Source organism: Nocardiopsis listeri NBRC 13360, assembly GCF_001570765.1.
GTDB classification, from domain to species: Bacteria; Actinomycetota; Actinomycetes; order Streptosporangiales; family Streptosporangiaceae; genus Nocardiopsis; species Nocardiopsis listeri.
The window spans coordinates 118373-140920 of record NZ_BCSH01000009.1 but is presented as its reverse complement, the minus strand read 5'-3'; the positions used below and the strand labels follow the sequence as shown (position 1 = coordinate 140920).

Below are 22548 nucleotides of genomic sequence, written 5' to 3'. Positions count from 1 at the left end.
GTAGGACGCACCGGCCGCTTCACCTCAACGCTGCGCGGTCGGCCGCACCACGATCTCGTTGACGTCGACCTCTTCTGGCTGCTCGATGGCGAAGGCGATGGCGCGGGCGATCGCCGCCGCCGGGATCGTGTTGGCCCGATAGGCGACCATCGCCTCGCGTGCGGTGCGGTCGGTGATCGTCTCCGCGAGTTCGGACTCGACCACGCCGGGCGTGATCGTCGATACGCGCAGCCAGGGTTCGCTCTCCAGGCGCAACCCCTCGGTGATCGCCCAGGCGGCGGACTTGGTGGCGCAGTAGACGGCCGCCGTGGGCGACACCTCGTGGGACCCGACCGAGGCGATCGTCACGACGTGGCCGCCGCGTTGGGCCTCGAACACGGGGAGTACCGCGGCCATGCCGTGCAGCAGTCCACGCACGTTGACGTCGAGCATGCGAGTCCACTCGTCCGTCTTGAGCGCGGCAAGCGGCGACAACGGCATGACGCCAGCGTTGTTGACGAGTACGTCCACGCGCCCGTGCTCGGTGACGGCGCGGTCGACGAAGGCGCGCACGTCGTCGGCGTCGGTCACGTCGAGGGGGTGGGCGTGGGCCCGCCCTCCGATCTCTTCGATGCGCTCGACCAGCGACCGCAGCCGGTCGATTCGGCGCGCTCCCAGCACCACGACGCAACCCCGCTCGGCCAGGTGCAGCGCGGTCGCCTCTCCGATGCCGCTGGAGGCTCCGGTGATGAGTACGACCTTGTCCGACATCTCCTTCATCAGGCGTTCTCCTCTTCGGCGCGACGGGTGAGCACCATGCCGGCGTGGTGCAGGGTGTTCGCTTCGACGAAGTCGCCGTCGGCGCTGAAACCGGTGTCGTCGACGTAGTCGATGTGCGTGCCGGTCACCGTGTACCGGCCGGTGTAGGCGCGTTCCCGGCTGCCTCGGGCCTCGACGTAGCGTCCCTCCGGCAACAGTTCGTGTCGGATGTGGCCGTCGGCGGTGACCCACAGGCCGACGTAGGGATGGTCTGTCATCGCGTTGCTCATCCTCTGGGCGGGAGTCCTTCTTCTGTCGGAACACCACCCTGTGCGCGCTCGGCCGACCGGACCAGGCCGGTGCGAGCCTGGGTGCACCGCACCCTCCCTCCCGGGCCCGGCGCGGGGTAGCTTTCGGCCATGACCACACCTGCCCTGGCCCGGTTCCTGCGGGCCCGCCGTGACGCGACCGCGCCGGAGAGCGTGGGATTGCGCGGTAACGCCCGGCGTCGGGTTCCCGGACTGCGCCGGGAGGAGGTCGCGATGCTCGCCGACGTGAGCGTGGACTACTACGTCCGGCTCGAACAGGGGCGTGAGACCGGTCCGTCGGCGCAGGTCCTGGACGCTCTCGCCGACGCGCTCGCCCTGGACGACGACGGGCGCGAGCACCTCTACCGCCTGGCCGGCCTGGCGCCCCGTCCACGCGCCGATCTCGGTGCGCGGCGGGTGGACCCGCACCTGTTGCGGCTGATGGACTCGTGGCCGGACACCCCCGTGCTCATCACCAACGCGGCCTACGACGTTCTCGCGCACAACGTGCTCGGCGAGGCCCTCTACCTCGGCTTTCCCGTCGGCCGCAACCTGGTGGAGCACGTGTTCCTCGCCCCGGACGCCCGCGAGTTCCACGCCGACTGGTGGCTCGCGGCGCGCAACTCGGTGGCCGCGCTCCGGTTGGCGCAGGGGCGGGCGCCGGAGCATCCGCGTATTCGTTCGCTCGTCGACGGTCTCCTCGGGGCGAGCCCGGAGTTCGCGCGGTTCTGGGAACACAACCAGGCCCGTGGCAAACGCATGGAGGTCAAGGGTTTCGTGCATCCACTGGTCGGTGAGCTGACGCTTCGGGTGCACACCTTCGACGTCGCCGAGACGCCGGGCCAACAGCTGCTCTGTTACCAGGCGGAGCCGGCGAGCCGTAGCGCCGAGGCCCTCGCGCTGCTCGGTGCTCTGTCCGCCAAGACGTACACGCCCTAGGTCGGGGCGGTCACGCGCCGACGTTCGAGTTCGGCGTTGACCACGGCCCCCAACAGCACGATCATCGAGGACAACCACAGCCACAGCATCAGTACGATCACCCCGGCGAGTGTGCCGTAGGTCGCGCCGAAGTGGCCGAACCGCTGCACGGCGAAGGTGAACACCCAGGAGCCCGCGACCCACAACACCGTCGCGATGAACACGCCCGGGGTGAGCCGGCGGCCCGAGGGTGACTCGCGGTGGGGCGCGATCCGGTAGACGACGGCCAGGCCCATGACGGTCACGCACCCGAGCACGATCCACTGGCCGACGATGACCAGGAGTGCGGCGATCCGGTTCAGGCCGACCTGGTCCAGCAGTACCGGGATGACGACCATCGAACCGGCACCGACGCACAGGAAGGCGCCCACGCCCAGGGCCAACGACAGGGCGATGCCGCGCTTGACGAGGTAGTTGCGCCTGTCCACGACGTCGTAGGCGGCGTTGCAGCCCTGCATCAGCCCGTACATGCCGCCGGAGGCACTCCAGGTCGCCAGGAGGACGGAGCCGCCGAACGCGAACCCGAGGGTCCCGGTGTCGGTCGCGATGATGGTGCGGAGCTGGTCCTCGATCAGCTCCCGTGCGGCTTTGGGGACGGCGTGCAGCCAGGTGCCGATCTGGTCGGTGAGGTCGTCCGGGTCGGCGAGGATTCCGAAGACGCTGACCACGGCGATGAGGGCGGGGAACAGCGCGAGGAGCGCCCGGAACGCCATTCCCGCGGCGAGCAGGCTGAACTGGCTCTCCTTCAGGTCCCGCCAGACCCGTGCGGCGACGGCGCGCAGGTCCGCTTTGGAAAGCAAGGCCGGTCGCCACGCGACGGCACCCGACGCGCGGCGCGCTCCTTCGCTCCGACCCCGCTCTTCCGACATCCGCCCTCCCTGGCCCTGGGCCCCTCATTGTCGGCGACAAGAGGGCGAGAACCACGTGACCCGGCCGAGACCGATACTGACGGGGGTCTTGGGCCCGGAGCGGTGCCACTCTCACGCCGGGCCCACGGTCCCGTCAGTTGGTTTTCGTCGACTCCCTCAGTACCTTGGCGGATCCGAGTGCGTGGGATAGTCGTAAGGTGTCACACCGGCGATGGGGGTCCAGTACTCGTGATCGAGGTGGTATTCCTCTTCGGCAGGCTGGTAGTCGGGATCTCTAGAAGGATCATCCTGTGAGGTCACCAACCAATCGCCGCCTCTCACCGAGGGGTTCCACTGAATCGTGAAACCGTAGATGTAACGACGGGTATAACGCGTTCCCAAACTGATGTCGAACCCTTCGTCGGCTAGAACGAACATGTCGACCGTGTCCTCACCCGTCGACCACCATGTCACCCCGACAGGAGTGATCTCGAAAACCTCCCCTGGCATCGGAAACAGATCGGCGTTGAAAAACACGCCTTCCCTGTTCGCGATACGAGAGATGTCTTCGGATCGCTGATCCAGCACTTCCTCTTCGACTATTTCCCGGGTCACCTCGGAGTCGAGATCATGATAGGTATTCATCAGCTCCGCGAGACTCTCGGCGCTGTTGGTCGACTTCCAACGAAGATAGACGACGACCATGGAAACTCCGCCTTCGGGTGAATCCGAGAATCCAACCGGGTACTGGTCTTCGGTGATGTCGGCCCCATGCTGCACGGAGAACGAGCTCAACCCATAACTGTCGGGTTCGTTGGAGTCCGAAGGTGAGTCGGATTCCCCATCCTCCATGGTCGGTTCAGTGCCATCCGACTGTCCGCCCTCGGCCGTCGTCCCCGATGACTCTTGGCCTCCCATGGCCTTCCCAGCGAACCAGCCGACGAGGACGGCCAATACGAGCGCTACCGCCCCGAGAACGAGTAGAAGTCTCCCATGCTTGCTCGACACCTTCGCTCGCACTGGTTTCGAGTAAGCCTCCTGAGCACCACTGGCTCTCCCACCCACCGTAGATGGCATGTTCCCTTTTCCTGACATTAATGCCCGCATCTGATCAATTCCAGAGAGACTCCCGGACATTTATACCATCCGCAATCGAACAGCGCTGCACTCTAGTGGAGAAAGCACTCTCGCCATCACTCCCGTCACGGGGACACCCTGAGGTCCCGGACGAATCAACAAGCAGGAGAGTCCCCTGGTCGGAGGAGGTTCGCGCGCACTTCACGGTCGATCCCCACGATGTCGATGTGTCCGTTCACCAGAACCTCGGGGATGGGTTGGCCACCATCGGTCACGTACAGGCTGCTCAACCGGTAGGGATGTTCCGGGAAACGCTGGGATCGCACCTCTTCCAGGGCCGGTTCGCGAAACTCCACCGCGAGATGGTGGTCAAGCCCCTGGGACACGAAAACTTCGGGGTTCTCGTAGAGCCGGGCGACTTCATCCGCCCTGTCGTGAACGCGCTGCTGAACACCCCTACACCGTGTCGCGTCGAAGACGATGCGTTGGCCGAATCGAAGGCAAACGCGACGGCACCCAACGCGCGGCGCGCTCCTTCGCTCCGATCCCGCTCTCCCGCCATCCGCCCTCCCCGGCCCTGGGCCCCTCATTGTCGGCGACAAGAGGGCGAGAACCACGTGACCCGGCCGGGGCCGAGGCCATCAGGGTCGGGGGCGGTGGGCTCGAACGTCCACGGGGCGCCCGTCGGGGTCGCGTGCCGTCATCGTCCCCTGCGTGGGCAGCGTCTCGATCTCTCCGACCGGCCCTCCGGTCTCCAGGAGGCGCTCGCGGATCTCGCACAGTCGTGCGTGTGTGCCCACGCGCAGACCCCATCCGGCCCCGCCGATGGGGTCGAGGCCGGTGGGGTGGGCGTCGCCGGCCTCGACGATCATGAGGTGGTCGCCCCCGCCGACGTCGACGACCGCGATCCAAGGGGTGGTGGAGGTCGCGGCGCGCTCGAACGCGAGTACCGCTCCGAGCAGCTCCGTGTAGTACCCCACGAGCCCGTCGAGATCGGGGCTGGACAGGGTCGGGTGGTTAATGCCGAGGAGGTCGCTCATGGTCGGCCCACCGTAGGACACGTGTCGGGCGGCGGTCGGTGACGGACCGCCGCCCGGAGAGGGTTACCGGGCAGGGAGGATCTTGCCGGTGACCTCGCCGAAGTCCACCCTGGTTCCGTCGGGGCCCGGGGCGGTGGCGGTGATGGTGACCTCGTCACCGTCCTCCAGGAACGCGCGTTCGGTGCCGTCGGGCAGCTTGATGGGCTCCTTGCCGGACCAGGTCAGTTCCAGGAGGCAACCACGCTGTTCCACCTCGGGGCCGCTGACGGTACCGGAGGCGTACACGTCGCCGGTGCGCAACGAAGCCCCGTTGACGGTCATGTGCGCCAACTGTTGGGCGGCGGTCCAGTACATCTGGGAGAAGGGCGGGTTGGACACCACGTGTCCGTTGAGCCGCACCTCCAGGCGCAGGTCCAAGCCCCACGACCGCTCGCCCTTCAGGTAGGGCAGCGGCTCCGGGTCCTGGGCGGGCTGTTCCACGCGGGCCGACTCCAGGGCGGCGACCGGCACGATCCACGGCGAGATGGACGTGGCGAACGACTTGCCCAGGAACGGGCCCAACGGCACGTACTCCCAGGCCTGGAGGTCGCGCGAGGACCAGTCGTTGAGCAGGAACACCCCGAACACGTGGTCGGCGAAGTCGTCCACCGCAACTCGCTCGCCCATGGCGCTGGGTGTACCGACGACGAACCCGACCTCGGCCTCGATGTCCAGGCGCGCGGAGGGACCGAACACGGGAACGGGTTCGGTGGGAGGTTTGCGCTGGCCGGTGGGGCGCACGATGTCGGTGCCCGAGACCACGATGGTGCCCGAACGGCCGTGGTAGCCGATGGGCAGGTGCTTCCAGTTGGGTGTCAGCGGCTCCTGCTCGGGCCGGAAGATGCGTCCGACGTTGGTGGCGTGGTGCTCGGAGGCGTAGAAGTCCACGTAGTCGCCGACGGTGAACGGCAGGTGCAGCCGCACCTTCGTCCGGTCCACCAGGTGGGGGCGCACGATCTGTTCGTGGACGGGGTCGGTGAGCCAGGTGGTCAGGCTCTGGCGGACCCGGTCCCACACCGGCCGACCGGCGGCCATCAGGGCGTCCAGGTTCGGACCGCTCACCGCGTCGGCGAACGGTGCCCCCTGGGCGCGGGCCACCGCGCCCAGGTCCAGCACGTGCTCACCGACGGCCACGCCCACGCGAGAGCGCGCACCGTCGACGGTGTACACCCCATAGGGCAGGGTCGCCAGGCCGAACTGCGCGTCGGGGGCGATGTCGAGCCAACTGTCGGGCATGGAACTCGCTTTCCAGGTCGTTAGAGGGCCCCCAGGACGGTGAGGTCGTCCAGGGGGTCGGTGATGCTACAGGTCCCGAAGGAACGGAACCGGGCCCTGACCTCGGCCTGTTCGAGGTCGGACAGGGCGGTCGAGCGTTGGGCCAGCGCACGGTCGTCCCGGTCGACCAGGACCACTTCGGCGTCGGAGGCCCCTCCTCCGGTCAGCAGGGTGTGGGTGGCCAGCAGGACGTTGAGGAATCCGTGCTGTTCGAAGCCCTCGTCGGTGGTGTGGCGGACGGCGTGGTGCAGTCCGGCCGTGCACTTGAACGGGACCCCGGCGGTGATCGCCGCGAAGAGCAGGTCGGCGAGTTCGGCCTCGGTGGGGTGGGCCTCGGCCCTGACCCCGCCGGTGCGGAACTTGGCGTTGGCTCCGGTGCCGGCCAGGGACGCGATGTCGGCGCCCGCCTTCGCGCCCCGGGTCACCTCGACGTAGCCGACCGCGCCGTCCGGCAGGGCCTTGACCAGCGCGGCGGCGGTGTCGGCGGCCTCCCCCGGCGTGGCGGCGACCTCCATCCCGACCAGGTTCAGGGCCGGGTCGAGGCCGAGCGAGTCGAGGGCGCCGGGCACGTCGTCGGCGCCGCCGGGGACTGTGATGACCACGTCGAGCGGTTCGGACGCGGATTCCTCACGGGCCAGGACGGCGCGCAGTTCACCCACGCGACCTCCCGAGACCAGGAAGGGCCCCACGTAGCGGGCCCGCCGGGAGGCGCGGTGTTCCCGGTGCGCGGGCAGGGCCTGACCCATGGGCGCGTTGCCGGGTGGGAACAGCGCGGCGTCGTCGAACAGGCTTCGGTAGAGGACGTCGCCCATGCCTTCTCCCCTCATTTGTCCCGCCGGCCCTTGGACCAGGTCCAGGCGTAGACGCCGTCGTCGACGGCGATCCCGCCCTCGCCCAGGTCCAGGGGCCGGAAGGTGTCGACCATGACGGCGAGTTCGTCGAAGGCCTGCACTCCGACGCTGCGCTCGTAGGCGCCGGGCTGGGGGCCGTGGGAGTGGCCGCCCGGGTGCAGGGAGATGGAGCCCTGCCCGATGCCGGACCCCTTGCGGGCCTCGTAGTCGCCGCCGCAGTAGAACATGACCTCGTCGGAGTCGACGTTGGAGTGGTAGTAGGGCACCGGGATGGAACCGGGGTGGTAGTCGACCTTGCGGGGCACGAAGTTGCAGATGACGAAGTTGTTGCCCTCGAAGACCTGGTGGACGGGCGGTGGCTGGTGGACGCGGCCGGTGATGGGTTGGAAGTCCTCGACGTTGAACGCGTACGGGTACAGGCAGCCGTCCCAGCCCACGACGTCGAAGGGGTGGGTGGGGTAGGTGTAGACGGTGCCGGAGATGCCGCCGGGGCCGTCGCCTCGGTGCTTGATGAGCACGTCGACGTTCTCGCCCTCGACCAGGAGCGGGCCCTGGGGTCCGCGCAGGTCGCGTTCGCAGTAGGGCGAGTGTTCCAGGAACTGGCCGTAGCGGGACAGGTAGCGCTTGGGCGGGGCGATGTGGCTGTTGGCCTCGATGGCGTAGGCGCGCAGCGGTTCGTCGCCGGTGGGCACCCAGCGGTGGGTGGTGGCACGGGGAAGGATGACGTAGTCGCCGCGGCCCACCTCCAACACGCCGAAGACGGTCTCCACGCGGGCGGTGCCGGATTCGACGTAGACGCACTCGTCGCCGATGCCGTTGCGGTACAGCCGCGAGGGCGCGCCCGCCACGACGTAGGAGATGCGCACGTCGTCGTTGCCCATGACCAGGCGGCGGGACTCCACGACGTCGGCGCTCTTCCACTCCCGGCCCGGGAAGAGGTCGTGGAGCTTGAGGTGGCGGGGGATCATCGGGGCGTTGCGCTTGCGGGACTGGTCGGGGACCTCCCACTCGGCGGCGTCGACGATGGCCGAGGGGATGGCGCGGTGGTAGAGCAGGGAGGAGTCGGCGGAGAAGCCTTCCTCCCCCATGAGCTCCTCGTAGTACAGGCCGCCGTCGGGGTTGTGGTGCTGGGTGTGGCGGGTGCGGGGTACCTCGCCGACCTGGCGGTAGTGGGCCATCGTCGTCCTCCTGGGGTTCGTGGGTCTGCTGGTGTGGTGCCTGGGCGGGCGGTGTCCTACGTCAGGGCGGTGGACCGTGAGGGCGCGGTTTCAGTGATGGCCCGGCCCAGGGCCGTGCGTACGGCGGCGCGCACGGCGTCGGTGTCGGTACCGGCGACGACCGCGGCGACGTGGGCGTCGGGGCGGATCAGCCACACCTGTCCGGGTTCGGGGGTCAGGGCCTGGCACAGGGCACCGGTGGGGTCGACGTCGACCAGGTGGTGGGTGGCGACCGGGGCGGGGGTGGCCCGGGAGGCGATGGTGTGCACGGTGGCGCGCAGGGTCTGGGCGTCGGTTCCCTCGGGGGCGGGGCCCAGCAGCAGGGTGAGGCCTTCGCGCAGCAGGGGTCGCAGTCGGATGAGGTCGGGTCGCTCGGCCAGGGCCAGCGGCACGTCGGGCAGGATCACGCCGGGGCAGGGCGTGGGCGCCTGACCGCGCGGGGGTCGACCGCCGAAGGGCCGTTCGGGGCAGGGTGTGGTGAGGGTCGAGTCGCAGTACCAGAACGGTTCGGCCAGGCGCCCGGAGTCGACCTTCGGGTGGACGTCGGGGTCGGTGAGGGCGCGCTGGAGCACTTCCAGGCGCATCCGGTGATCGGCCTCGTCGTGGGGGACGAGGAAGCGCATGGTGGCGCTGGTGATGTCGGCGTTCTCCAGGGCGGCGGCGTGACGTTCGGTGTGGTAGCTCTCCAGGAGCGTCTCGTCGGCCCACCCGTGGCGGACGTAGGCGATCTTCCAGGCGGCGTTCTCGACGTCCTGGACCCCGGAGTTGAGGCCGCGGGCGCCGAACGGGGCGACCAGGTGGGCGTTGTCCCCGGCGAGCAGGACCCGGCCTCGGCGCATGCGGTCGGCCACCCGGGTGTGGAAGCGGTACACCGAGTGCCACACGATCTCGTAGGGGGTCTCGCCCACGATCTGGCGGATGCGTGCGTCGAGTCGGCCGCTGGACTCCTCGGTCTCCAGGTCGAAGTCGGCGGGGACCTGCCAGTCGATACGGAACACCGAGTCGGGGCAGGGGTGGATGAGGACCTGCCGGCCGGGGTTCCACTCGGGGTCGAAGTAGAAGCGGCGTTCGCGTTCCCAGTCGCCCAGGTCGGCGCGGATATCGCAGATGAGGAAGCGGTCGTCGAAGCTGGTGCCGGTGAAGTCCACGCCCAGTGCCTGGCGGACGACGCCGCCGTGTGCGCCCAGGCAGGAGATCGCGTGGGAGCCGCGCAGGCGGACCGGTCCGTGCGGGGTGGCGCACTCGACGGTGACGCCGTGTTCGTCCTGGTCCAGGCCGGTGACCTCGTGGTTCCAGCCGATGACGATCCCGGCGTCGGCGAGGAGGTCGTCGAGGACCTCCTCGGTACGGGACTGAGAGAGGTTGACGAAGGAGGGCAGGGAGGAGGCGCCCGGGTCGGGCAGGCGCACGCTGAACAGTTCGTGGTCCTGGTAGAAGGTGCGGGCGGTGTTCCAGGTCAGGCCTTCTTCGGCGATGGTGCCGCCGCCGAGCCATTCCCACACGTCCAGGACGTCGCGTTGCTGGCAGATGGCCTTGGAACCGACCGCGTCGCGCCCGGGTCGGGCGTCGACGATCCGTACGGGGACCCCGCGTCGGGCGAGCAGTAGGGCCGCGGTCTGTCCGACCGGTCCCGCTCCGAGCACCAGGACGGGGTCGGTGGCGGGGTCCGCGGGTGGCCGGGGCGCCGGGGGGTGCGGCATGGTGGGCTCCGTGTCTCGGGGCGCCCCGTACGGGCGCGGTCGGAAGGTGGAGTGGCGGTCTCAGTCCTGCAACTGATCCCAGACCTGGCGGTCGCGTTCGGCGGTCCAGATGACGGGCCGTTCGATTCCGGAGAACTCGTCCCACAGGCGCGAGACGTCGAAGGGCAGGCAGTGCTCGAAGATGGGCCAGTGGCCGTAGTCGTCGACCAGGGCGCCGTGGGTGGCGGTGAAGGCCTCCTTGAGGGTGCCGCCGCGTTCGTGGACGGCGCCGACCTCGCGGATCATCACTTCGAGGAAGTTGCGGGTCTGCTCGATGGCGGCGTCGACCTCGGCGCGGCCGCGGCTGACGGCGCCGCGTCCGCCGACGAGCATCTCGGCCTGGAGGGCCTTGACGTTGTCGAGGGTGGCGCCGGCCCAGTCCTTGTGGAAGGCGTCGCCGGTGTAGAGGGCGGCCTGGGCCTCGACGAGGTCGCCGGCGAAGAGAATCTTCTGCTCGGGCAGCCAGGCCACGATGTCGCCCTCGGTGTGGCCGCGGCCGAAGTATTGCAGTACGAGTTCGCCGCGGTCGCCGCCCAGGTCGATGGTGGTGCGGTCGGCGAAGGTCTGGGTGGGCCAGGTCAGGCCGGGCACGGAGTCGGCGTCCTTGGCCAGGCGCGGCATCCGGCCGAACTCGCTGTCCCAATCCTCCTTGCCGCGTTCGCGGATGAGTTCGTGGGTCTTCTCGTGGGTGAGGATGACGGTGGCGTCGAAGGCGCTGGCGCCCAGGACGCGGACCGCGTGGTAGTGGGAGAGCACCAGGTAGCGCACGGGCTTGTCGGTGTGCTCGCGCAGTTTGGCGAGCCATTCCCCGGCGGCGGTGGGGGTGGCCAGGGCCTCGAAGGCCACGACGAAGTCCTCGCCCTCGATGGCGCCCACGTTGGGATCGCCCTCCGCGGTGAGGGCGTAGACGCCGTCGGCCAGGACTTCGAGGGTCTGTTCCTTGGCCTGGGTGTCGGCGGAGGAGGCGAACGGCTTGGCTGCCATGGTCGAAGGGCCCTTCACTCGTCGCGGACGGCTCGAACCGCCCAAATGATCAAATGTTTGATGAATCTGACCATAACGTGTCGCGCACCACATCACCATGGGGCCCAGGCCCCAAGTGACGGTGACTCAGCTCACAGCAGCAGGCTACTCCTTCGCCCTTCGGGGGCCGGTCCACGACGTGCCCGCCACCGCGGCCGGGAGCGGCCCGGCGAAGTGCCGAGCTATAGGCTGGCCGTCGTGACTCACAACGCCGCACCCCCCGACGAGCTCACCTTCTGGTCATTCGTGGACTACGCGGTGCACAAGGCCGAACGCGAGCTTCCCTCCGTCAACGCCGAGGCCATGCGCATGGTCCTCACCCTCAACCGGGCGACGAGCATGGTCGTCTACGACCTGGAGTCCTCGGTACACCGTCCACGTGGTTGGACCTGGCCGGGCTTTCGTGTGCTCTTCGCGCTCTGGCTCGCCGGCCCCATGGAGGCCAAGACCACCGCCCAGATCTCCGGCATGAGCCGCGCCGCCCTGTCCGCCCTGCTCAACACCCTGGAACGGGACGGACTACTCTCCCGTGAACGCGCCACCCACGACCGGCGCGCGCTCCAGCTCAGCCTGACCGAGGCCGGCTACGGGGCGATCCTGGGCGTGTTCCGCGCGCACAACCGCCGTGAGAGCGCCTGGGCCGAGGCCCTCGAACCCGAGGAACGCCGCGAACTGGTCCGCCTGCTCAACAAACTCATGGCCGGCTCCACCGACGCCCAGGCCAAGTTCCGCAACTGACCGGACCCGGCCGACCGAGAAGGGCCACTCCCGACCGGATCGGCCCTTGAACCACTCCCCCGCCCCTGTGACCATGCCTCCCATGGACCAGACGGCACAGCGCCTGCGAGAGGCGCAGCGGGAGTTCTCCGCACACGGCACCTACCTCAACACCGCCACCCACGGCCTGACGCCCCATCCGGCGACGCGGGCCCTCCAAGAGCACATCCACGAAGTGGCCACGGGGCGGTTCTTCGCCGGCGCCCAGGACCCGGGCATCGAACGCGCCCGCGCCGCCTACGCCCGCCTGACCGGCCTCACCCCGGAGCGCGTGGCCATCGGCACCCACACCTCCCAGTTCACCGGAACGGTCGCCGCGAGCCTGCCCGCCGGGTCCGAGGTCCTGGTCGCCCAGAACGAGTTCAGCTCCACCGTGCACCCGTTCTCCGTCCGCTCCGAACTGCGTGTGCGCGAGGTGCCCCTGGACCGACTGCCCGACGAGGTCCGGCCCGACACCGCACTGGTGGCGGTCTCGGCGGTCCAGTCCTCCAACGGCGCCCTGGCTCCCCTGGACGACCTCGTCACGGCCTGCGCCGACCACGGCGCCCGGACCCTGGTGGACACCACCCAGTCCACGGGCTGGTTGCCCTCCGACGACGACCGGTTCGACTACGTGGTGTGCAGCGCCTACAAGTGGCTGCTGAGCACCCGGGGTTCGGCCTTCCTGTCCGGGACCACCGAGGCGTTGAGCGAACTGCGGCCCCTGGCCGCCAACTGGTACTCGGCCGTGGACCCGTGGAACTCGCTGTACGGCTCCGCGATCGAACACGGACCAGAGGCCGGCCGTTTGGACCTGGCGCCGGTGTGGCCGGCGTTCGTCTCCCTGGAACACTCCCTGGCCCTGATCGAACGCGTGGGGGTGCGGGCCATCCACGAGCACGACGTCGCCCTGGCCGACCGGTTCCGTGCCGAGGCGGGCCTGGAGGGCAAGGGATCGGCGATCGTTTCGCTGCCCGCGCCGCAGGGCGTGGACCGGCGTCTGGCCGAGGCGGGTATCGCGGCGGCCGTGCGCGACGGCCGACTGCGGGTGGCGTTCCACCTGTACAACACCGAGGCCGACGTGGATCGCCTACTGGAGGTCCTGGCCGACCTGCGCTGAGATCGGCGGAACCGGCCGGGGACCGTCAGGGCTCCCAGAGGGCGCCCTCGGGCAGGGGATGTCCCAGGGCGCGCATCCGCCGCAACACCCGCAGCAGGCGGGCGGCGGCCGGCCCCAGGGTCCGGTGTTCGGGCACGACCACGCTGATGCGGCGTTCGGCCACCGGGCCCTGGAGCGGCACCCGCGCGTGTTCGACGAACCCCATGAGCGGCAGGGTGAGCGCGGGCAGGGCCGAGACCCCGATGCCGGCGCCGATCAGACCACCAACGGTGGAGATGTTGCCGGCCTGGATCAGGTGCGGCTCGTCCACGCCGGAGTCGTGCAGGGCGTCCTCCACGACCCTGCGCACGCTGGAGTCCCCACCGGTGACGACGAAGGGCTCGGCGGCCAGTTCTGCCCAGGTGATCTCGTCCCTCTCGGCGAGGCGGTGTCCCGGCGGCAGGACCGCCAGGAACCGGTCGCGGACCAGGGCCGAGGCGCGAAGGCCCGGACGGAGACGGCCCACGGCCACCAGCGCCAGGTCGCTCTCACCCGCCTCCAACCGGTCCAGGGCCGACTCGGCCATGCCGTCCAGGACGTGCACGTCGACCTCGGGGGCCTCCTCGCGCAGGCGCACGATCGCCGGAGGCAACAGGGTCGCCGCCAGGGAGGGCAGGGTCGACACGGTGACCGTGCCGCGGTCGCCTCGCAGGTAGCGTTCCAGGCCGTTCATCTCCGCTCGGTGCCGGGAGAGCAGGCGTTCGGCCACCACGAGCACCTCCTCGCCCTCGGGGGTGCAGCACACCCTGCGGGTGGTGCGCTCCAACAGGGACACGCCCAGGCTCCGCTCCATCGACTGCACGGTGCGGCTCAAGGAGGACTGGGCGACGTGGAGCCGTTCGGCGGCCTCGGTGAAACTCCCGCGACGGGCGACGGTCGCGAAGACCTCCAACTGCCTCAGTGTCAGATCCATGCCTTCAGAGCATAGACCGATGCCCGATCGATGCTGGACAGGCAAGGACGACCAGGGCGAACATGGCGCGTGTGGCCCGCGCCACAACCCCCAGAGCCCGAGGAGCCGACCGCATGTTGACCGTCATGGGATTCGCGACCATCGCCGTGGTGCTCGCGCTGTTGTTGTCCAACCGCGTGGGCGCGGTGGTCGCCCTGATCGGGGTGCCCGTCACCGCGGCGTTCCTGATGGGATTCGGCCCCGGCGAGGTCGCGGAGTTCGCGACGGCGGGCATCGGCGGGGTCGCCGCGACCACGGCCATGTTCGTCTTCGCCATCCTGTACTTCGGGGTGATGCGCGACGCGGGCCTGTTCGACCCCATCGTCCGTCGGGTGCTGCGGTTCGCCGGCGACAACCCGGTGACCATCGCGGTGGCCACCGTGGTGCTGGCGATGGTGGCCCACCTGGACGGAGCCGGAGCCACCACGTTCCTCATCACCATCCCGGCGATGCTGCCGCTCTACGACGCGCTCGGCATGCGACGGGTGGTCCTGGCCGCGCTCACCGGCCTGGGCGCGGGCATCATGAACGTCCTCCCCTGGGGCGGGCCGACCGCGCGGGCCGCGACCGCCAGCGGGATCCCCGCCAACGACCTGTGGGCCCCACTGATCCCCGCCCAGATCATCGGCATGATCACCTGCGTGGCCATCGCCTACTACCTGGGGGTGCGCGAGCGGAACCGGCTGCGCGCGGCCTCGACCCAGGACCGGACTCCGAGCCGCGTGGGCGGCGGCGACCACACCGCGAACGGAGCGGCGGAGCCGGCCCCCGCCTACGAATCCGAGAACCCCGAACTGCTGCGCCCGCGCCTGTACCGGCTCAACGCGCTGCTGACCATGGCGACCGTGGGTGTGCTGATCTCGGGTGTGTTGCCGCCGGAGCTGGTGTTCATGCTCGCCCTGGTCGTCGCGCTCGTCCTGAACTACCCGGGGATGAAGGAGCAGACCGCCCGCATCGACGCCCACGCCAAGGGCGCCATCCTCATGGCCAGCACCCTGCTGGCCGCCGGGGTCTTCCTCGGAGTCATGGAGGAGAGCGGGATGATCGACGCGATGGCCCAGGCCATGACCGGGGCGATGCCGACCTTCCTCGGCCCGGGTCTGCCGCTGCTCATCGGGGTCCTCGCGGTGCCCATGAGTCTGCTGTTCGGACCGGACGCCTACTACTTCGCGGTGATGCCGGTGCTGGCGGCCGTGGGCGGGGAATTCGGGGTGGAACCGTCACACGTGGCCCAGGCATCCATCACCGGTCAGGAGACCGTGGGCTTCCCGATCAGCCCGATGACCGGTTCCTTCTACCTGCTGGTGGGGCTGAGCGGGGTCTCCATCGGCTCGCACATCCGCTTCCTGCTGCCGTGGGCCTGGCTGGTGAGCCTGGTGGTCTTCGGCGCCGCGGTGGCCACCGGCGTCATCCCGCTCTGGGTGTCCTGAGGTGTCACGGACCCGCGAGGAACCGAACACACGTACCGAAACCGAAGGAGTGCACGTGCCCGAAGTCGTCCGTATCGGCTGTGGGGCGGGGTTCGCGGGCGACCGCCTCGAACCCGCCGTCGACCTGGTGGAGCGTGGCGAGCTCGACACACTGGTCCTGGAGTGCCTGGGCGAGAGGACGGTGTCGCTGGCGTCCCTGCGCGCCACCGACGGTTCCGGCCCCGGCCACGACCCGCTGTTGCGCAGACGGCTGTCCCTGCTGCTGGAACCCCTGGCCCGCAAGGGCACCCGGTTGGTGACCAACGCCGGGGCGGCCGACCCGATCGGCGCCGCGCGCATGGCCCACGAACTGGCCCTCGAACTGGGTGTGTCGCCCAGGATCGCGGCGGTGACCGGTGACGACGTGCTGGATCGGGTCGACCGTTCGGCACCGGCATGGGAGGACGGCCGGCCCCTGGAGGAGCACGGTGAGCTGGTCTCGGCCAACGCCTACCTGGGGGTCGACGCCCTGCTGCCCGCCCTGCGCGGGGGCGCCGACGTCGTCATCGCCGGGCGGGCCGCCGACCCCTCCCTGTTCCTGGCTCCGTTGCTGGACTCCCTGGGGTGGGACCCTCAGGACGAGGAGCTGCTGGCGGCGGGAACGCTGGTGGGGCACCTGTTGGAGTGCGCCGGCCAGGTCACCGGCGGCTACTTCGCCGACCCGGGTGTCAAGGACGTCCCGGACCTGGCCAACCTGGGCTTCCCGCTGGCCGAGGTCGCCGCCGACGGTACGGCGGTGGTCACCAAGCTCCCCGGGACGGGCGGGCGAGTGGACCGATGGACCGTGACCGAGCAGATGACGTACGAGATCACCGACCCCACCGCTTATCCGACCCCGGACGTGACCCTGGACCTGACCGGGGTGCGACCGCGGGAGGTCGGCCCGGACCGGGTGCGGGTGTCGGGGGCGCGCGGACGGGTGCGCCCGGAGCGGCTCAAGGTGAGCGTGGGGTACCGGGCGGGTTTTCGGGGCGAGGGCGAGATCTCCTACGCCGGTCCCGGGGCTCGGGCGCGTGCCCGGCTGGCCGGTGAGGTGGTGCGCGAACGGTTGCGCGATCTGCTTCCGGTACGGGTGGATCTCATCGGTGGCGCGGACGACCCCGCCGAGGTCGGTGAGTGCCGGCTACGGGTGGCGGGGCTGGGCGCGGATCGGTCCGTGGCACAGGCCGTGGAGGAGGAGGTCACCGCGTTGTACACGTGCGGTCCGGCCGGTGGCGGCGGGGCACGCACCCGTGCTTCGGAGGTGATCGGGATCCTGTCCACCACGGTGGGTCGCGACCTGGTCGAGCCCCGCACCACCTACGTCGGGGAGGGGACGGTATGAGTGTGGTCCTGCGCGAGATCGCGCACACCAGGGCCGGGGACAAGGGCAACCTCAACACGATCGCGGTGATCGCCCGGCAGGAGCGCTGGTACCCGGTGTTGTGCGCGGGTCTGACCCCGGACCTGGTGCGCGAGGTGCTGGCCGACCGGGTGCGCGGCCCGGTGGAGGTGCACCGTATGGACGAGGTGCACGCCCTGATCGTGGTGTGCGCGAGGGCGTCCGATGACACGGTGACCACGTCACCGCACACGGACACCCACGGCAAGACGTTGGGGTCGGTGCTGTCGGCGGCCCGGGTTCCGTTCCCCGGGAAGCGGGATCGGGCCTGACGGGGTGGTGGCTCAGGAGGCCTTGGTGATGACGAAGACGGGGATGTGGCGGTCGGTCTTCTTCTGGTAGTCGGCGTAGGGCGGGTAGGCGGCCACGGCGCGCTCCCACCAGCGGGCCCGTTCGTCGCCCTCGACCTCGCGGGCGTGGGCGGCGAAGGGCTCGGGACCGTCCTGGAGGGCGACCTCGTCGGGGGCCGCGCGCAGGTTGTGCACCCAGGCGGGGTGTGTGGGGGCGCCGCCCTCGGAGCCGATCACGGCGTACTCGCCGTCGTGTTCGACCCGCATGAGGGCGGTCTTGCGCACGTCGCCGCTCTTGCGGCCGCGGGTGGTGAGGATGATGACGGGCATGCCGGTGTCCATGAGGGTGTTGGCCTCACGGCCGCCGGTGCGCTCGTACTGCTCCACCTGGTCCCTGGTCCGTTGGGAGGCGCTGGGCCGGTATTCGCCTTCGAGGATCTGCTTGGACATGTCGCTCCCTGGGTCGGTGGTCGGGCCGATCCGATGGTGACACGTGTGCGCGTAGGCGGTGGGACACGACATGCCCACCGGGGAAAGCGGACACTCAGAACATCGCCCCCGCGCGATGGTGACCGTTCCAGGTGCGGGACGGCGTCCGCTCAGCCCGCCCGGGTTCCTAGAAGACGACGCCGCAGAAGGGCGCGTCGACGCGGTGCAGGGCCGTGTCCAGGCGCTCGACGGTGCCCGAGGTGTGCTCGGTGATCAGGCCGGCGTTCAGGTAGCCGGCGAGTGGGATCTGACCCAGGTACACCGCCCCCAGCCGGGAGGCGTCCAGTGTCAGGTCGGGTGCGGCTTCGGTGGCCTCCACGTGGGCGCCGTCGGTGTCGGCCTTGACCCGCAGGCGACCCGCGTTCCAGGGAGCGTAACGGTCGGTGACCTCCAGGACCGTTTCGAAGGGCGCCTTGTAGGTGCGTTCGCGCAGTGCCTCGGGCACGTCCACCAGGCGCACCCACAGGGAGTTCTGTGGGGTGAGACGGGCGCGTTCGGGGCTGACCAGCAGGTGCGGGATCGGGGTGTCGGCGGGCAGCTCGTGGAAGGTCACCGTGGCGGTCAGGTCCCGGTTGAACAGGTGGTCCAGCAGCGCGACCCGGGTGGTGGGGGTGGTGGCGGTGAATTCGAGGACGTGCACCTGGCCCTGGGATCCGTCCGGCCCCCAGTCGGCCTTGGTGCGGTACAGGGCGTACCCGAGCGGAGCGTCGGCGCCGTAGATCACCACGGCCATCAGCGGACCCTGGTCGCGGCGTTGTTTGGGGCCGTCGCGCAACTGTCGGTCCCACCACGCCTCGGAACGTTGGAACTGTCCCAGTTGGACGGCGGCGACCTCGCGGTGCACGCGTTCCAGGTCGGCGCGGACCGATTCGGGGTCGGACAGGACGACGCGCAGGTTCGGGTCACGGGGTACGTCGGCGCGCAGCCTGGTGTGGGGACGGTGGACCATCAGTGCGGTCTCGATGGCGGACAGGCCATAGCCGAAGCGTCCGTAGATGGAACTCTCCGAGGCCCACAGGGCGGCGTAGTGGACCCCTGACTCGTGGATCTCGGTGAGCTGGCGGCGCATGAGGGAGCTGAGCACGCCCTGGCGCCGGTGGGTGGGCCACACGCCCACGCCGGTCACCCCGGCCACCGACCGGGGCCCACCGGGCAGGGTCATCTCGTAGGGGAAGTGGTTGGTGGAACCGACCACCTCCTCGCGCTCCTCGCGGTCGTCCACCGCGTACAGGACCCGGTCGTAGCCCTCGGCGTCGTGCAGGGGACGCATGCGTTCCAGCATGGTCTGGGGGGTCTCGTCCGTCAGGAGCGCCAGGCCGACGACCCGGGCCACCTCCGCGAAGTCGTCGCGGTCCCCGTGGCGCACGGTCCACGCGCGCGGGGCCCCGTTCATGGGTACGGCCTGCTGGTTCTTCGTCATGGTCGATGACTATCAGGCCATGAGAGATGACGGCCACCGATTTTTCCGGCGCGGGTCGGGCGAGTAAGGGGGCCGGGGCCGGGGCACGCTCTGTGCGTGACGACACGACGAAACCCTCTCTCCTCCTCCCCCACCTTGGTCGTAGGGGTGGACGCGGGGGGCACCACCACCCGTGCCCTGGTGACCACCCTGACCGGTGAGCGGCGGGGCGAAGCCCGCTCCGGGGGCGCCAACCCCAACACCCACGGCTCCGAAAGGGCCGCGGAACAACTGACCGAGGCGATCGGCACCGCGTTGGACCGGTCCGGCCCCGGGGCCCGGGAGGCCGTGGCCGCCGCCGTCATCGGGCTGGCCGGGGTGTCCGGGCTGCGCGACGAGGCCGTCCGCGCACGGATGGATCGGGCGATGACCAAGGCCGGGCTGGCCCCGAGCGCCGTGCGCTTCATCGGTGACGACGTGGTGGCCTTCGCCTCGGGCACGCCCGAACGCGACGGCACCATCCTCATCGCCGGAACCGGGGCGATCGCCACCCGCGTCGAGGGTCGGCGGCGCGCCCGGTCGGCGGACGGGATGGGGTGGCTGATCGGAGACGAGGGGTCGGCGTTCTGGATCGGGCATCAGGCGGCCCGCGAGACCGCCCGGCAGCTGGGGATCGGCGGTGAGCTCAGTCCACTGGCCCGTTCCATCGCAAAACGGGTCATCCCGGGGCAGCGCCCCAACGGAATCGACCACCTGCCCGAGGAGCACGCCCGCAACTTCGCCCGGACCCTGACGGCCGGCCCGCCGATCGCCCTGGCCGAGTTCGCGCCGCTGGTCACCGAGGCACACCACCAGGGCGACGCCGCCGCGCAGGTGATCGTGAACGCGGCCGCCGGTCACTTGGCCCAGTCGGTGCACCAGGTGCGCGTTCCGGGTGAACGGTCGCCGGTGGTGTTGGCCGGCGGAGTGCTGGCCCGATCCGCCCCGGTGCGGGAGTCGTTGACGCACAAGCTCACCCTGGGCACGGCCTCGCCGGTACTGGGAGCGGGCTGCACCGCGGGCGGCGCGGCCTGGGTGGCGGCGCTGGGGGCCGGGGTCGACGAGCACGACGCCCGATCGCACACCGCGTTCACGGTTCCCGCCTGATGAAAGTCGGTTTGCCCGGTTCGGTCGTGGTGGCCTACGGTGTCCTTGGTTAGGTTCACCTAACCTGAGCGAGAGGGGGCGCCGTGTCAGAGCGGCCATCACGTCCGAAGCAGGTCGTGCACACCGGTCGGGTCGAGCGCGTGGAGCGCCTGACCCCGCACATGATCCGGGTCGTACTCGGCGGGGAGGGACTCGCCGCGTTCGACACCAACGGCTCCACCGACAGCTACGTGAAGCTGCTGTTCCCCGCGCCCGCCCCGGAGGACCCCGAGACCTTCGACCTGGAGGCCGCGCGCGCCGAGCTGCCCCGGGATCAGTGGCCGGTCACCCGCACCTACACCGTGCGTTCCTGGGATCCGGCCACCCGTGAGATGAGCATCGACTTCGTCCACCACGGCGACCTCGGTTTGGCCGGGGTGTGGGCCGCAGGCGCCCGCCACGGCGACCGGCTGCGTTTCCTGGGCCCCGGCGGTGCCTACGCACCCGACCCGGAGGCCGACTGGCACCTGTTGGCCGGGGACGAGAGCTCCCTGCCCGCCATCGCCGCCGCCCTGGACCACCTGCCCGAGGGCGCCACCGCGCACGTGTTCCTGGAGGTCGAGAACACCGCCGAGGAGCAGAAGCTCACCGAGGGCGAGAACGTGCACGTGCGGTGGCTGCATCGTGGCGACGCCATCCCCGGATCGTTGCTGGTCCCGGCCGTGCGGGAACTGGAGTTCCCCGACGGCCGGGTGCACGCCTTCGTGCACGGCGAGGCCGGTTTCGTACGCGACCTGCGCCGAATGCTGCGGGTGGACCTGGGCCTGGCCAAGGAACAGCTCTCGATCTCCGGGTACTGGAGACTGGGCCGTAACGAGGACGGCTGGCAGGCCTCCAAGGCCGAGTGGAACAAGAGTGTGGAGGCCGAGGAGGCCGCCGCGCTCCAGGGCTGAGCCACCATCCTGGACGCCTCACACGTCGAGCGCGTCCAGGGCGGCCAGGTAACCCTCGTTGAAGGTGGGGAACTGCGGGATGGAGTCGCGCAGCGCCTCCACCGGCAGCCTCATCCGGATCGCCATGGCCGCGGTGTGGATCCACTCCGCGGCCTGTGGCCCGAACGCCCAGGCCCCCACCAGTACCCCGTGTTCGCGGTCGGCGACCAACCCGAGGTGGCCGACCGGGTCGGTGGCGTAGGTCCAGGGGCGGGCCAGCGCCTCGGTGAGGTCGACCTCGGAGGTGGCCACGTCCACGCCCGCATCTCGTGCCTGGTCCTCGGTCAGTCCCACGGCGGCGATCTCGGGGGTGGAGAAGACCACGCGGGGCACGGCCGTGTAGTCGGCCGTGCGCGGGGACCCGAGGACACCGTCGGCCACGATCCGTCCCTGGTACTTGGCCACGTGGGTGAACATCGCGCGCGCGGTGACGTCGCCCACCGCCCACAGTCCCGGGGCCACCCGACAGTGCTCGTCGATGGACGGCGCCGACCCGTCCATCTGCACACCCAGTTCGGCCAGCCCGAGCTCGTCTCCCCGGGGACGTCGTCCGGTGGCCAGGAGCACCACGTCGGTGCGCACCTTCGAGCCGTCGGAGAGGGTGGCCAGGACACCGTCGCCCTCGCGGCGCACGGACTCGACCTGGGCACCGGTGCGCACGTCCACCCCATCGGCCTCGAACCGTTCGGTGATGAGAGCGCACAGCCGCGGGTCCTCTCGGTCCAACAGCCGTGGTCCGCGCTGGACGACCGTCACCTTGGTGCCCATCCCGGTCAGGAAGGCGCCCAGTTCGACACCGACGGCGCTGCCACCGATGACCAGGGCGCGGGGCGGGATCTCGGTGAGGGTCGTGGCCTCGCGGTTGGTCCACACCAGGTCGGGACCCAGGTCGTCCAGGCCGTCCACCGGCGGGCGCACCGCGCTGGATCCGGTGGCCACCACCACGTGGTCGGCGCTCACCTCGGTCTCGCCCACCGCCACCCGCCAGGGGTCGCGGCCCACCACCCTGGCGACGCCGCGCAGGACCCGGGCACCGCGTTCGCGGTAGCCCTCGACCTGCTTGGAGTCGTCCAGGTGACGGATCATCTGGTCCCGGTAGTCGCGCAGGGCCGACCAGTCCAGGTCGGGATCGGTGGTCCCGGCCGCTTCGGTGGCCTCCGCGCGCACCTCGGGGGCGCGCAGCAGAACCTTGGTGGGGATGCACGCCCAGTAGCCGCACTCACCGCCGATGAGTTCGCGTTCGACCACCCCCACCCGGCGCCCCTCGGTGAGCAGCTTGTCGGCCACCACCTCTCCCCCGGGTCCCATGCCGATGACGATCGCGTCCAGGTGTTCCATAGTCTCTATTCCCGCCCTCGGTTCGGTGGTCTCACCCGATGCTCCCTCCGAGCCGGATCGGTGGG

23 protein-coding genes are annotated in these 22548 nt (G+C 70.4%); 8 read left to right on the top strand and 15 right to left on the bottom strand.

The genetic code is table 11. From position 1 onward, the window contains the following. Positions 1-24: 24 nt before the first annotated feature. Both NLI01S_RS04560 and NLI01S_RS04555 read right to left on the bottom strand, forming a co-directional pair. Entirely contained in the window at positions 25-759 is a 735-nt protein-coding gene (locus NLI01S_RS04560) for an SDR family oxidoreductase (protein ID WP_067599601.1), read from the bottom strand. Next, positions 759-1016 (bottom strand): Atu4866 domain-containing protein, encoded by a 258-nt coding sequence (locus NLI01S_RS04555; RefSeq protein WP_067599704.1) that lies wholly within the window; start codon positions 1014-1016, stop codon positions 759-761. The genes NLI01S_RS04560 and NLI01S_RS04555 overlap by 1 nt, the downstream gene beginning before the upstream one ends. 141 nt (positions 1017-1157) lie before the next feature. Between NLI01S_RS04555 and NLI01S_RS04550 the strand changes: the two genes are divergently transcribed. Further along, entirely contained in the window at positions 1158-1985 is an 828-nt protein-coding gene (locus NLI01S_RS04550) for a helix-turn-helix domain-containing protein (RefSeq protein WP_067599598.1), read from the top strand. Here NLI01S_RS04550 and NLI01S_RS04545 read toward each other — a convergent pair. The 9 genes from NLI01S_RS04545 to NLI01S_RS04505 form a co-directional block, all read right to left on the bottom strand. Continuing rightward, complete coding sequence (locus NLI01S_RS04545; RefSeq protein WP_223809112.1) at positions 1982-2824, bottom strand: YihY/virulence factor BrkB family protein; 843 nt, start codon at positions 2822-2824, stop codon at positions 1982-1984. The genes NLI01S_RS04550 and NLI01S_RS04545 overlap by 4 nt on opposite strands. A 225-nt stretch (positions 2825-3049) precedes the next feature. Next, positions 3050-3667, bottom strand: coding sequence for a hypothetical protein (locus NLI01S_RS04540; protein WP_157090957.1), 618 nt, complete (start codon positions 3665-3667; stop codon positions 3050-3052). 437 nt (positions 3668-4104) lie between these two features. After that, positions 4105-4305: a hypothetical protein gene (locus NLI01S_RS04535; RefSeq protein ID WP_157090956.1), complete on the bottom strand. Its 201-nt coding sequence runs from the start codon at positions 4303-4305 to the stop codon at positions 4105-4107. A gap of 285 nt (positions 4306-4590) precedes the next feature. Continuing rightward, positions 4591-4989 (bottom strand): VOC family protein, encoded by a 399-nt coding sequence (locus NLI01S_RS04530; RefSeq protein ID WP_067599695.1) that lies wholly within the window; start codon positions 4987-4989, stop codon positions 4591-4593. 63 nt (positions 4990-5052) lie between these two features. Then, positions 5053-6264 (bottom strand): fumarylacetoacetase, encoded by a 1212-nt coding sequence (fahA, locus tag NLI01S_RS04525; RefSeq protein WP_067599586.1) that lies wholly within the window; start codon positions 6262-6264, stop codon positions 5053-5055. Positions 6265-6284: 20 nt separating this feature from the next. Continuing rightward, a complete protein-coding gene (locus tag NLI01S_RS04520) occupies positions 6285-7115 on the bottom strand; it encodes a hypothetical protein (protein ID WP_067599583.1) in 831 nt (276 codons plus the stop codon). 11 nt (positions 7116-7126) lie between these two features. After that, on the bottom strand, positions 7127-8332 hold the full coding sequence (locus NLI01S_RS04515) for a homogentisate 1,2-dioxygenase (protein ID WP_067599580.1): 1206 nt from the start codon (positions 8330-8332) through the stop codon (positions 7127-7129). A gap of 56 nt (positions 8333-8388) precedes the next feature. Beyond that, a complete protein-coding gene (locus NLI01S_RS04510) occupies positions 8389-10071 on the bottom strand; it encodes an FAD-dependent monooxygenase (RefSeq protein ID WP_067599577.1) in 1683 nt (560 codons plus the stop codon). Between the two features lie 60 nt (positions 10072-10131). Next, positions 10132-11094: an MBL fold metallo-hydrolase gene (locus NLI01S_RS04505; RefSeq protein ID WP_067599574.1), complete on the bottom strand. Its 963-nt coding sequence runs from the start codon at positions 11092-11094 to the stop codon at positions 10132-10134. Between the two features lie 237 nt (positions 11095-11331). Between NLI01S_RS04505 and NLI01S_RS04500 the strand changes: the two genes are divergently transcribed. Then, entirely contained in the window at positions 11332-11871 is a 540-nt protein-coding gene (locus NLI01S_RS04500; protein WP_067599571.1) for a MarR family winged helix-turn-helix transcriptional regulator, read from the top strand. An 82-nt stretch (positions 11872-11953) separates the two neighbouring features. Then, positions 11954-13009, top strand: coding sequence for an aminotransferase class V-fold PLP-dependent enzyme (locus NLI01S_RS04495; protein ID WP_067599568.1), 1056 nt, complete (start codon positions 11954-11956; stop codon positions 13007-13009). A 25-nt stretch (positions 13010-13034) separates the two neighbouring features. On the opposite strand, the gene NLI01S_RS04490 is transcribed toward NLI01S_RS04495, so the two are convergent. Beyond that, positions 13035-13961: a LysR family transcriptional regulator gene (locus tag NLI01S_RS04490; protein WP_067599565.1), complete on the bottom strand. Its 927-nt coding sequence runs from the start codon at positions 13959-13961 to the stop codon at positions 13035-13037. A 113-nt stretch (positions 13962-14074) separates the two neighbouring features. Here NLI01S_RS04490 and NLI01S_RS04485 point away from each other — a divergent pair, with 113 nt between their 5' ends. The 3 genes from NLI01S_RS04485 to NLI01S_RS04475 are packed head-to-tail and all read left to right on the top strand — an operon-like array spanning position 14075 to position 17122. Continuing rightward, entirely contained in the window at positions 14075-15430 is a 1356-nt protein-coding gene (locus NLI01S_RS04485; protein ID WP_067599563.1) for a CitMHS family transporter, read from the top strand. Between the two features lie 55 nt (positions 15431-15485). Then, the gene (locus NLI01S_RS04480) at positions 15486-16793 is read left to right on the top strand and encodes an acyclic terpene utilization AtuA family protein (RefSeq protein WP_067599692.1); all 1308 of its coding nucleotides are present in this window, start codon (positions 15486-15488) and stop codon (positions 16791-16793) included. Beyond that, positions 16790-17122 (top strand): AtuA-related protein, encoded by a 333-nt coding sequence (locus tag NLI01S_RS04475; RefSeq protein WP_067599561.1) that lies wholly within the window; start codon positions 16790-16792, stop codon positions 17120-17122. The genes NLI01S_RS04480 and NLI01S_RS04475 overlap by 4 nt, the downstream gene beginning before the upstream one ends. A 12-nt stretch (positions 17123-17134) precedes the next feature. On the opposite strand, the gene NLI01S_RS04470 is transcribed toward NLI01S_RS04475, so the two are convergent. Both NLI01S_RS04470 and NLI01S_RS04465 read right to left on the bottom strand, forming a co-directional pair. After that, positions 17135-17590, bottom strand: a complete 456-nt coding sequence (locus NLI01S_RS04470; RefSeq protein WP_067599559.1) for a nitroreductase family deazaflavin-dependent oxidoreductase — start codon at positions 17588-17590, stop codon at positions 17135-17137. A gap of 166 nt (positions 17591-17756) precedes the next feature. Beyond that, on the bottom strand, positions 17757-19049 hold the full coding sequence (locus tag NLI01S_RS04465; protein ID WP_157090955.1) for a GNAT family N-acetyltransferase: 1293 nt from the start codon (positions 19047-19049) through the stop codon (positions 17757-17759). Between the two features lie 147 nt (positions 19050-19196). Between NLI01S_RS04465 and NLI01S_RS04460 the strand changes: the two genes are divergently transcribed. Further along, the gene (locus tag NLI01S_RS04460) at positions 19197-20174 is read left to right on the top strand and encodes an N-acetylglucosamine kinase (RefSeq protein WP_067599689.1); all 978 of its coding nucleotides are present in this window, start codon (positions 19197-19199) and stop codon (positions 20172-20174) included. Positions 20175-20257: 83 nt separating this feature from the next. Next, positions 20258-21106 (top strand): siderophore-interacting protein, encoded by an 849-nt coding sequence (locus NLI01S_RS04455; RefSeq protein ID WP_067599555.1) that lies wholly within the window; start codon positions 20258-20260, stop codon positions 21104-21106. A gap of 18 nt (positions 21107-21124) precedes the next feature. Here NLI01S_RS04455 and NLI01S_RS04450 read toward each other — a convergent pair whose 3' ends face one another. After that, complete coding sequence (locus NLI01S_RS04450) at positions 21125-22483, bottom strand: dihydrolipoyl dehydrogenase family protein (RefSeq protein WP_067599549.1); 1359 nt, start codon at positions 22481-22483, stop codon at positions 21125-21127. Positions 22484-22548: the final 65 nt, after the last annotated feature.

Coding starts and splice junctions, on each gene's coding strand:
- NLI01S_RS04475 (WP_067599561.1), top strand. CDS start 16,790: ATGAGTGTGGTCCTGCGCGAGATCGCGCACACCAGGGCCGGGGACAAG.
- NLI01S_RS04530 (WP_067599695.1), bottom strand. CDS start 4,989: ATGAGCGACCTCCTCGGCATTAACCACCCGACCCTGTCCAGCCCCGAT.
- NLI01S_RS04515 (WP_067599580.1), bottom strand. CDS start 8,332: ATGGCCCACTACCGCCAGGTCGGCGAGGTACCCCGCACCCGCCACACC.
- NLI01S_RS04490 (WP_067599565.1), bottom strand. CDS start 13,961: ATGGATCTGACACTGAGGCAGTTGGAGGTCTTCGCGACCGTCGCCCGT.
- NLI01S_RS04520 (WP_067599583.1), bottom strand. CDS start 7,115: ATGGGCGACGTCCTCTACCGAAGCCTGTTCGACGACGCCGCGCTGTTC.
- NLI01S_RS04560 (WP_067599601.1), bottom strand. CDS start 759: ATGAAGGAGATGTCGGACAAGGTCGTACTCATCACCGGAGCCTCCAGC.
- NLI01S_RS04510 (WP_067599577.1), bottom strand. CDS start 10,071: ATGCCGCACCCCCCGGCGCCCCGGCCACCCGCGGACCCCGCCACCGAC.
- NLI01S_RS04470 (WP_067599559.1), bottom strand. CDS start 17,590: ATGTCCAAGCAGATCCTCGAAGGCGAATACCGGCCCAGCGCCTCCCAA.
- NLI01S_RS04465 (WP_157090955.1), bottom strand. CDS start 19,049: ATGACGAAGAACCAGCAGGCCGTACCCATGAACGGGGCCCCGCGCGCG.
- NLI01S_RS04450 (WP_067599549.1), bottom strand. CDS start 22,483: ATGGAACACCTGGACGCGATCGTCATCGGCATGGGACCCGGGGGAGAG.
- NLI01S_RS04485 (WP_067599563.1), top strand. CDS start 14,075: ATGTTGACCGTCATGGGATTCGCGACCATCGCCGTGGTGCTCGCGCTG.
- NLI01S_RS04550 (WP_067599598.1), top strand. CDS start 1,158: ATGACCACACCTGCCCTGGCCCGGTTCCTGCGGGCCCGCCGTGACGCG.
- NLI01S_RS04505 (WP_067599574.1), bottom strand. CDS start 11,094: ATGGCAGCCAAGCCGTTCGCCTCCTCCGCCGACACCCAGGCCAAGGAA.
- NLI01S_RS04495 (WP_067599568.1), top strand. CDS start 11,954: ATGGACCAGACGGCACAGCGCCTGCGAGAGGCGCAGCGGGAGTTCTCC.
- fahA (WP_067599586.1), bottom strand. CDS start 6,264: ATGCCCGACAGTTGGCTCGACATCGCCCCCGACGCGCAGTTCGGCCTG.
- NLI01S_RS04555 (WP_067599704.1), bottom strand. CDS start 1,016: ATGACAGACCATCCCTACGTCGGCCTGTGGGTCACCGCCGACGGCCAC.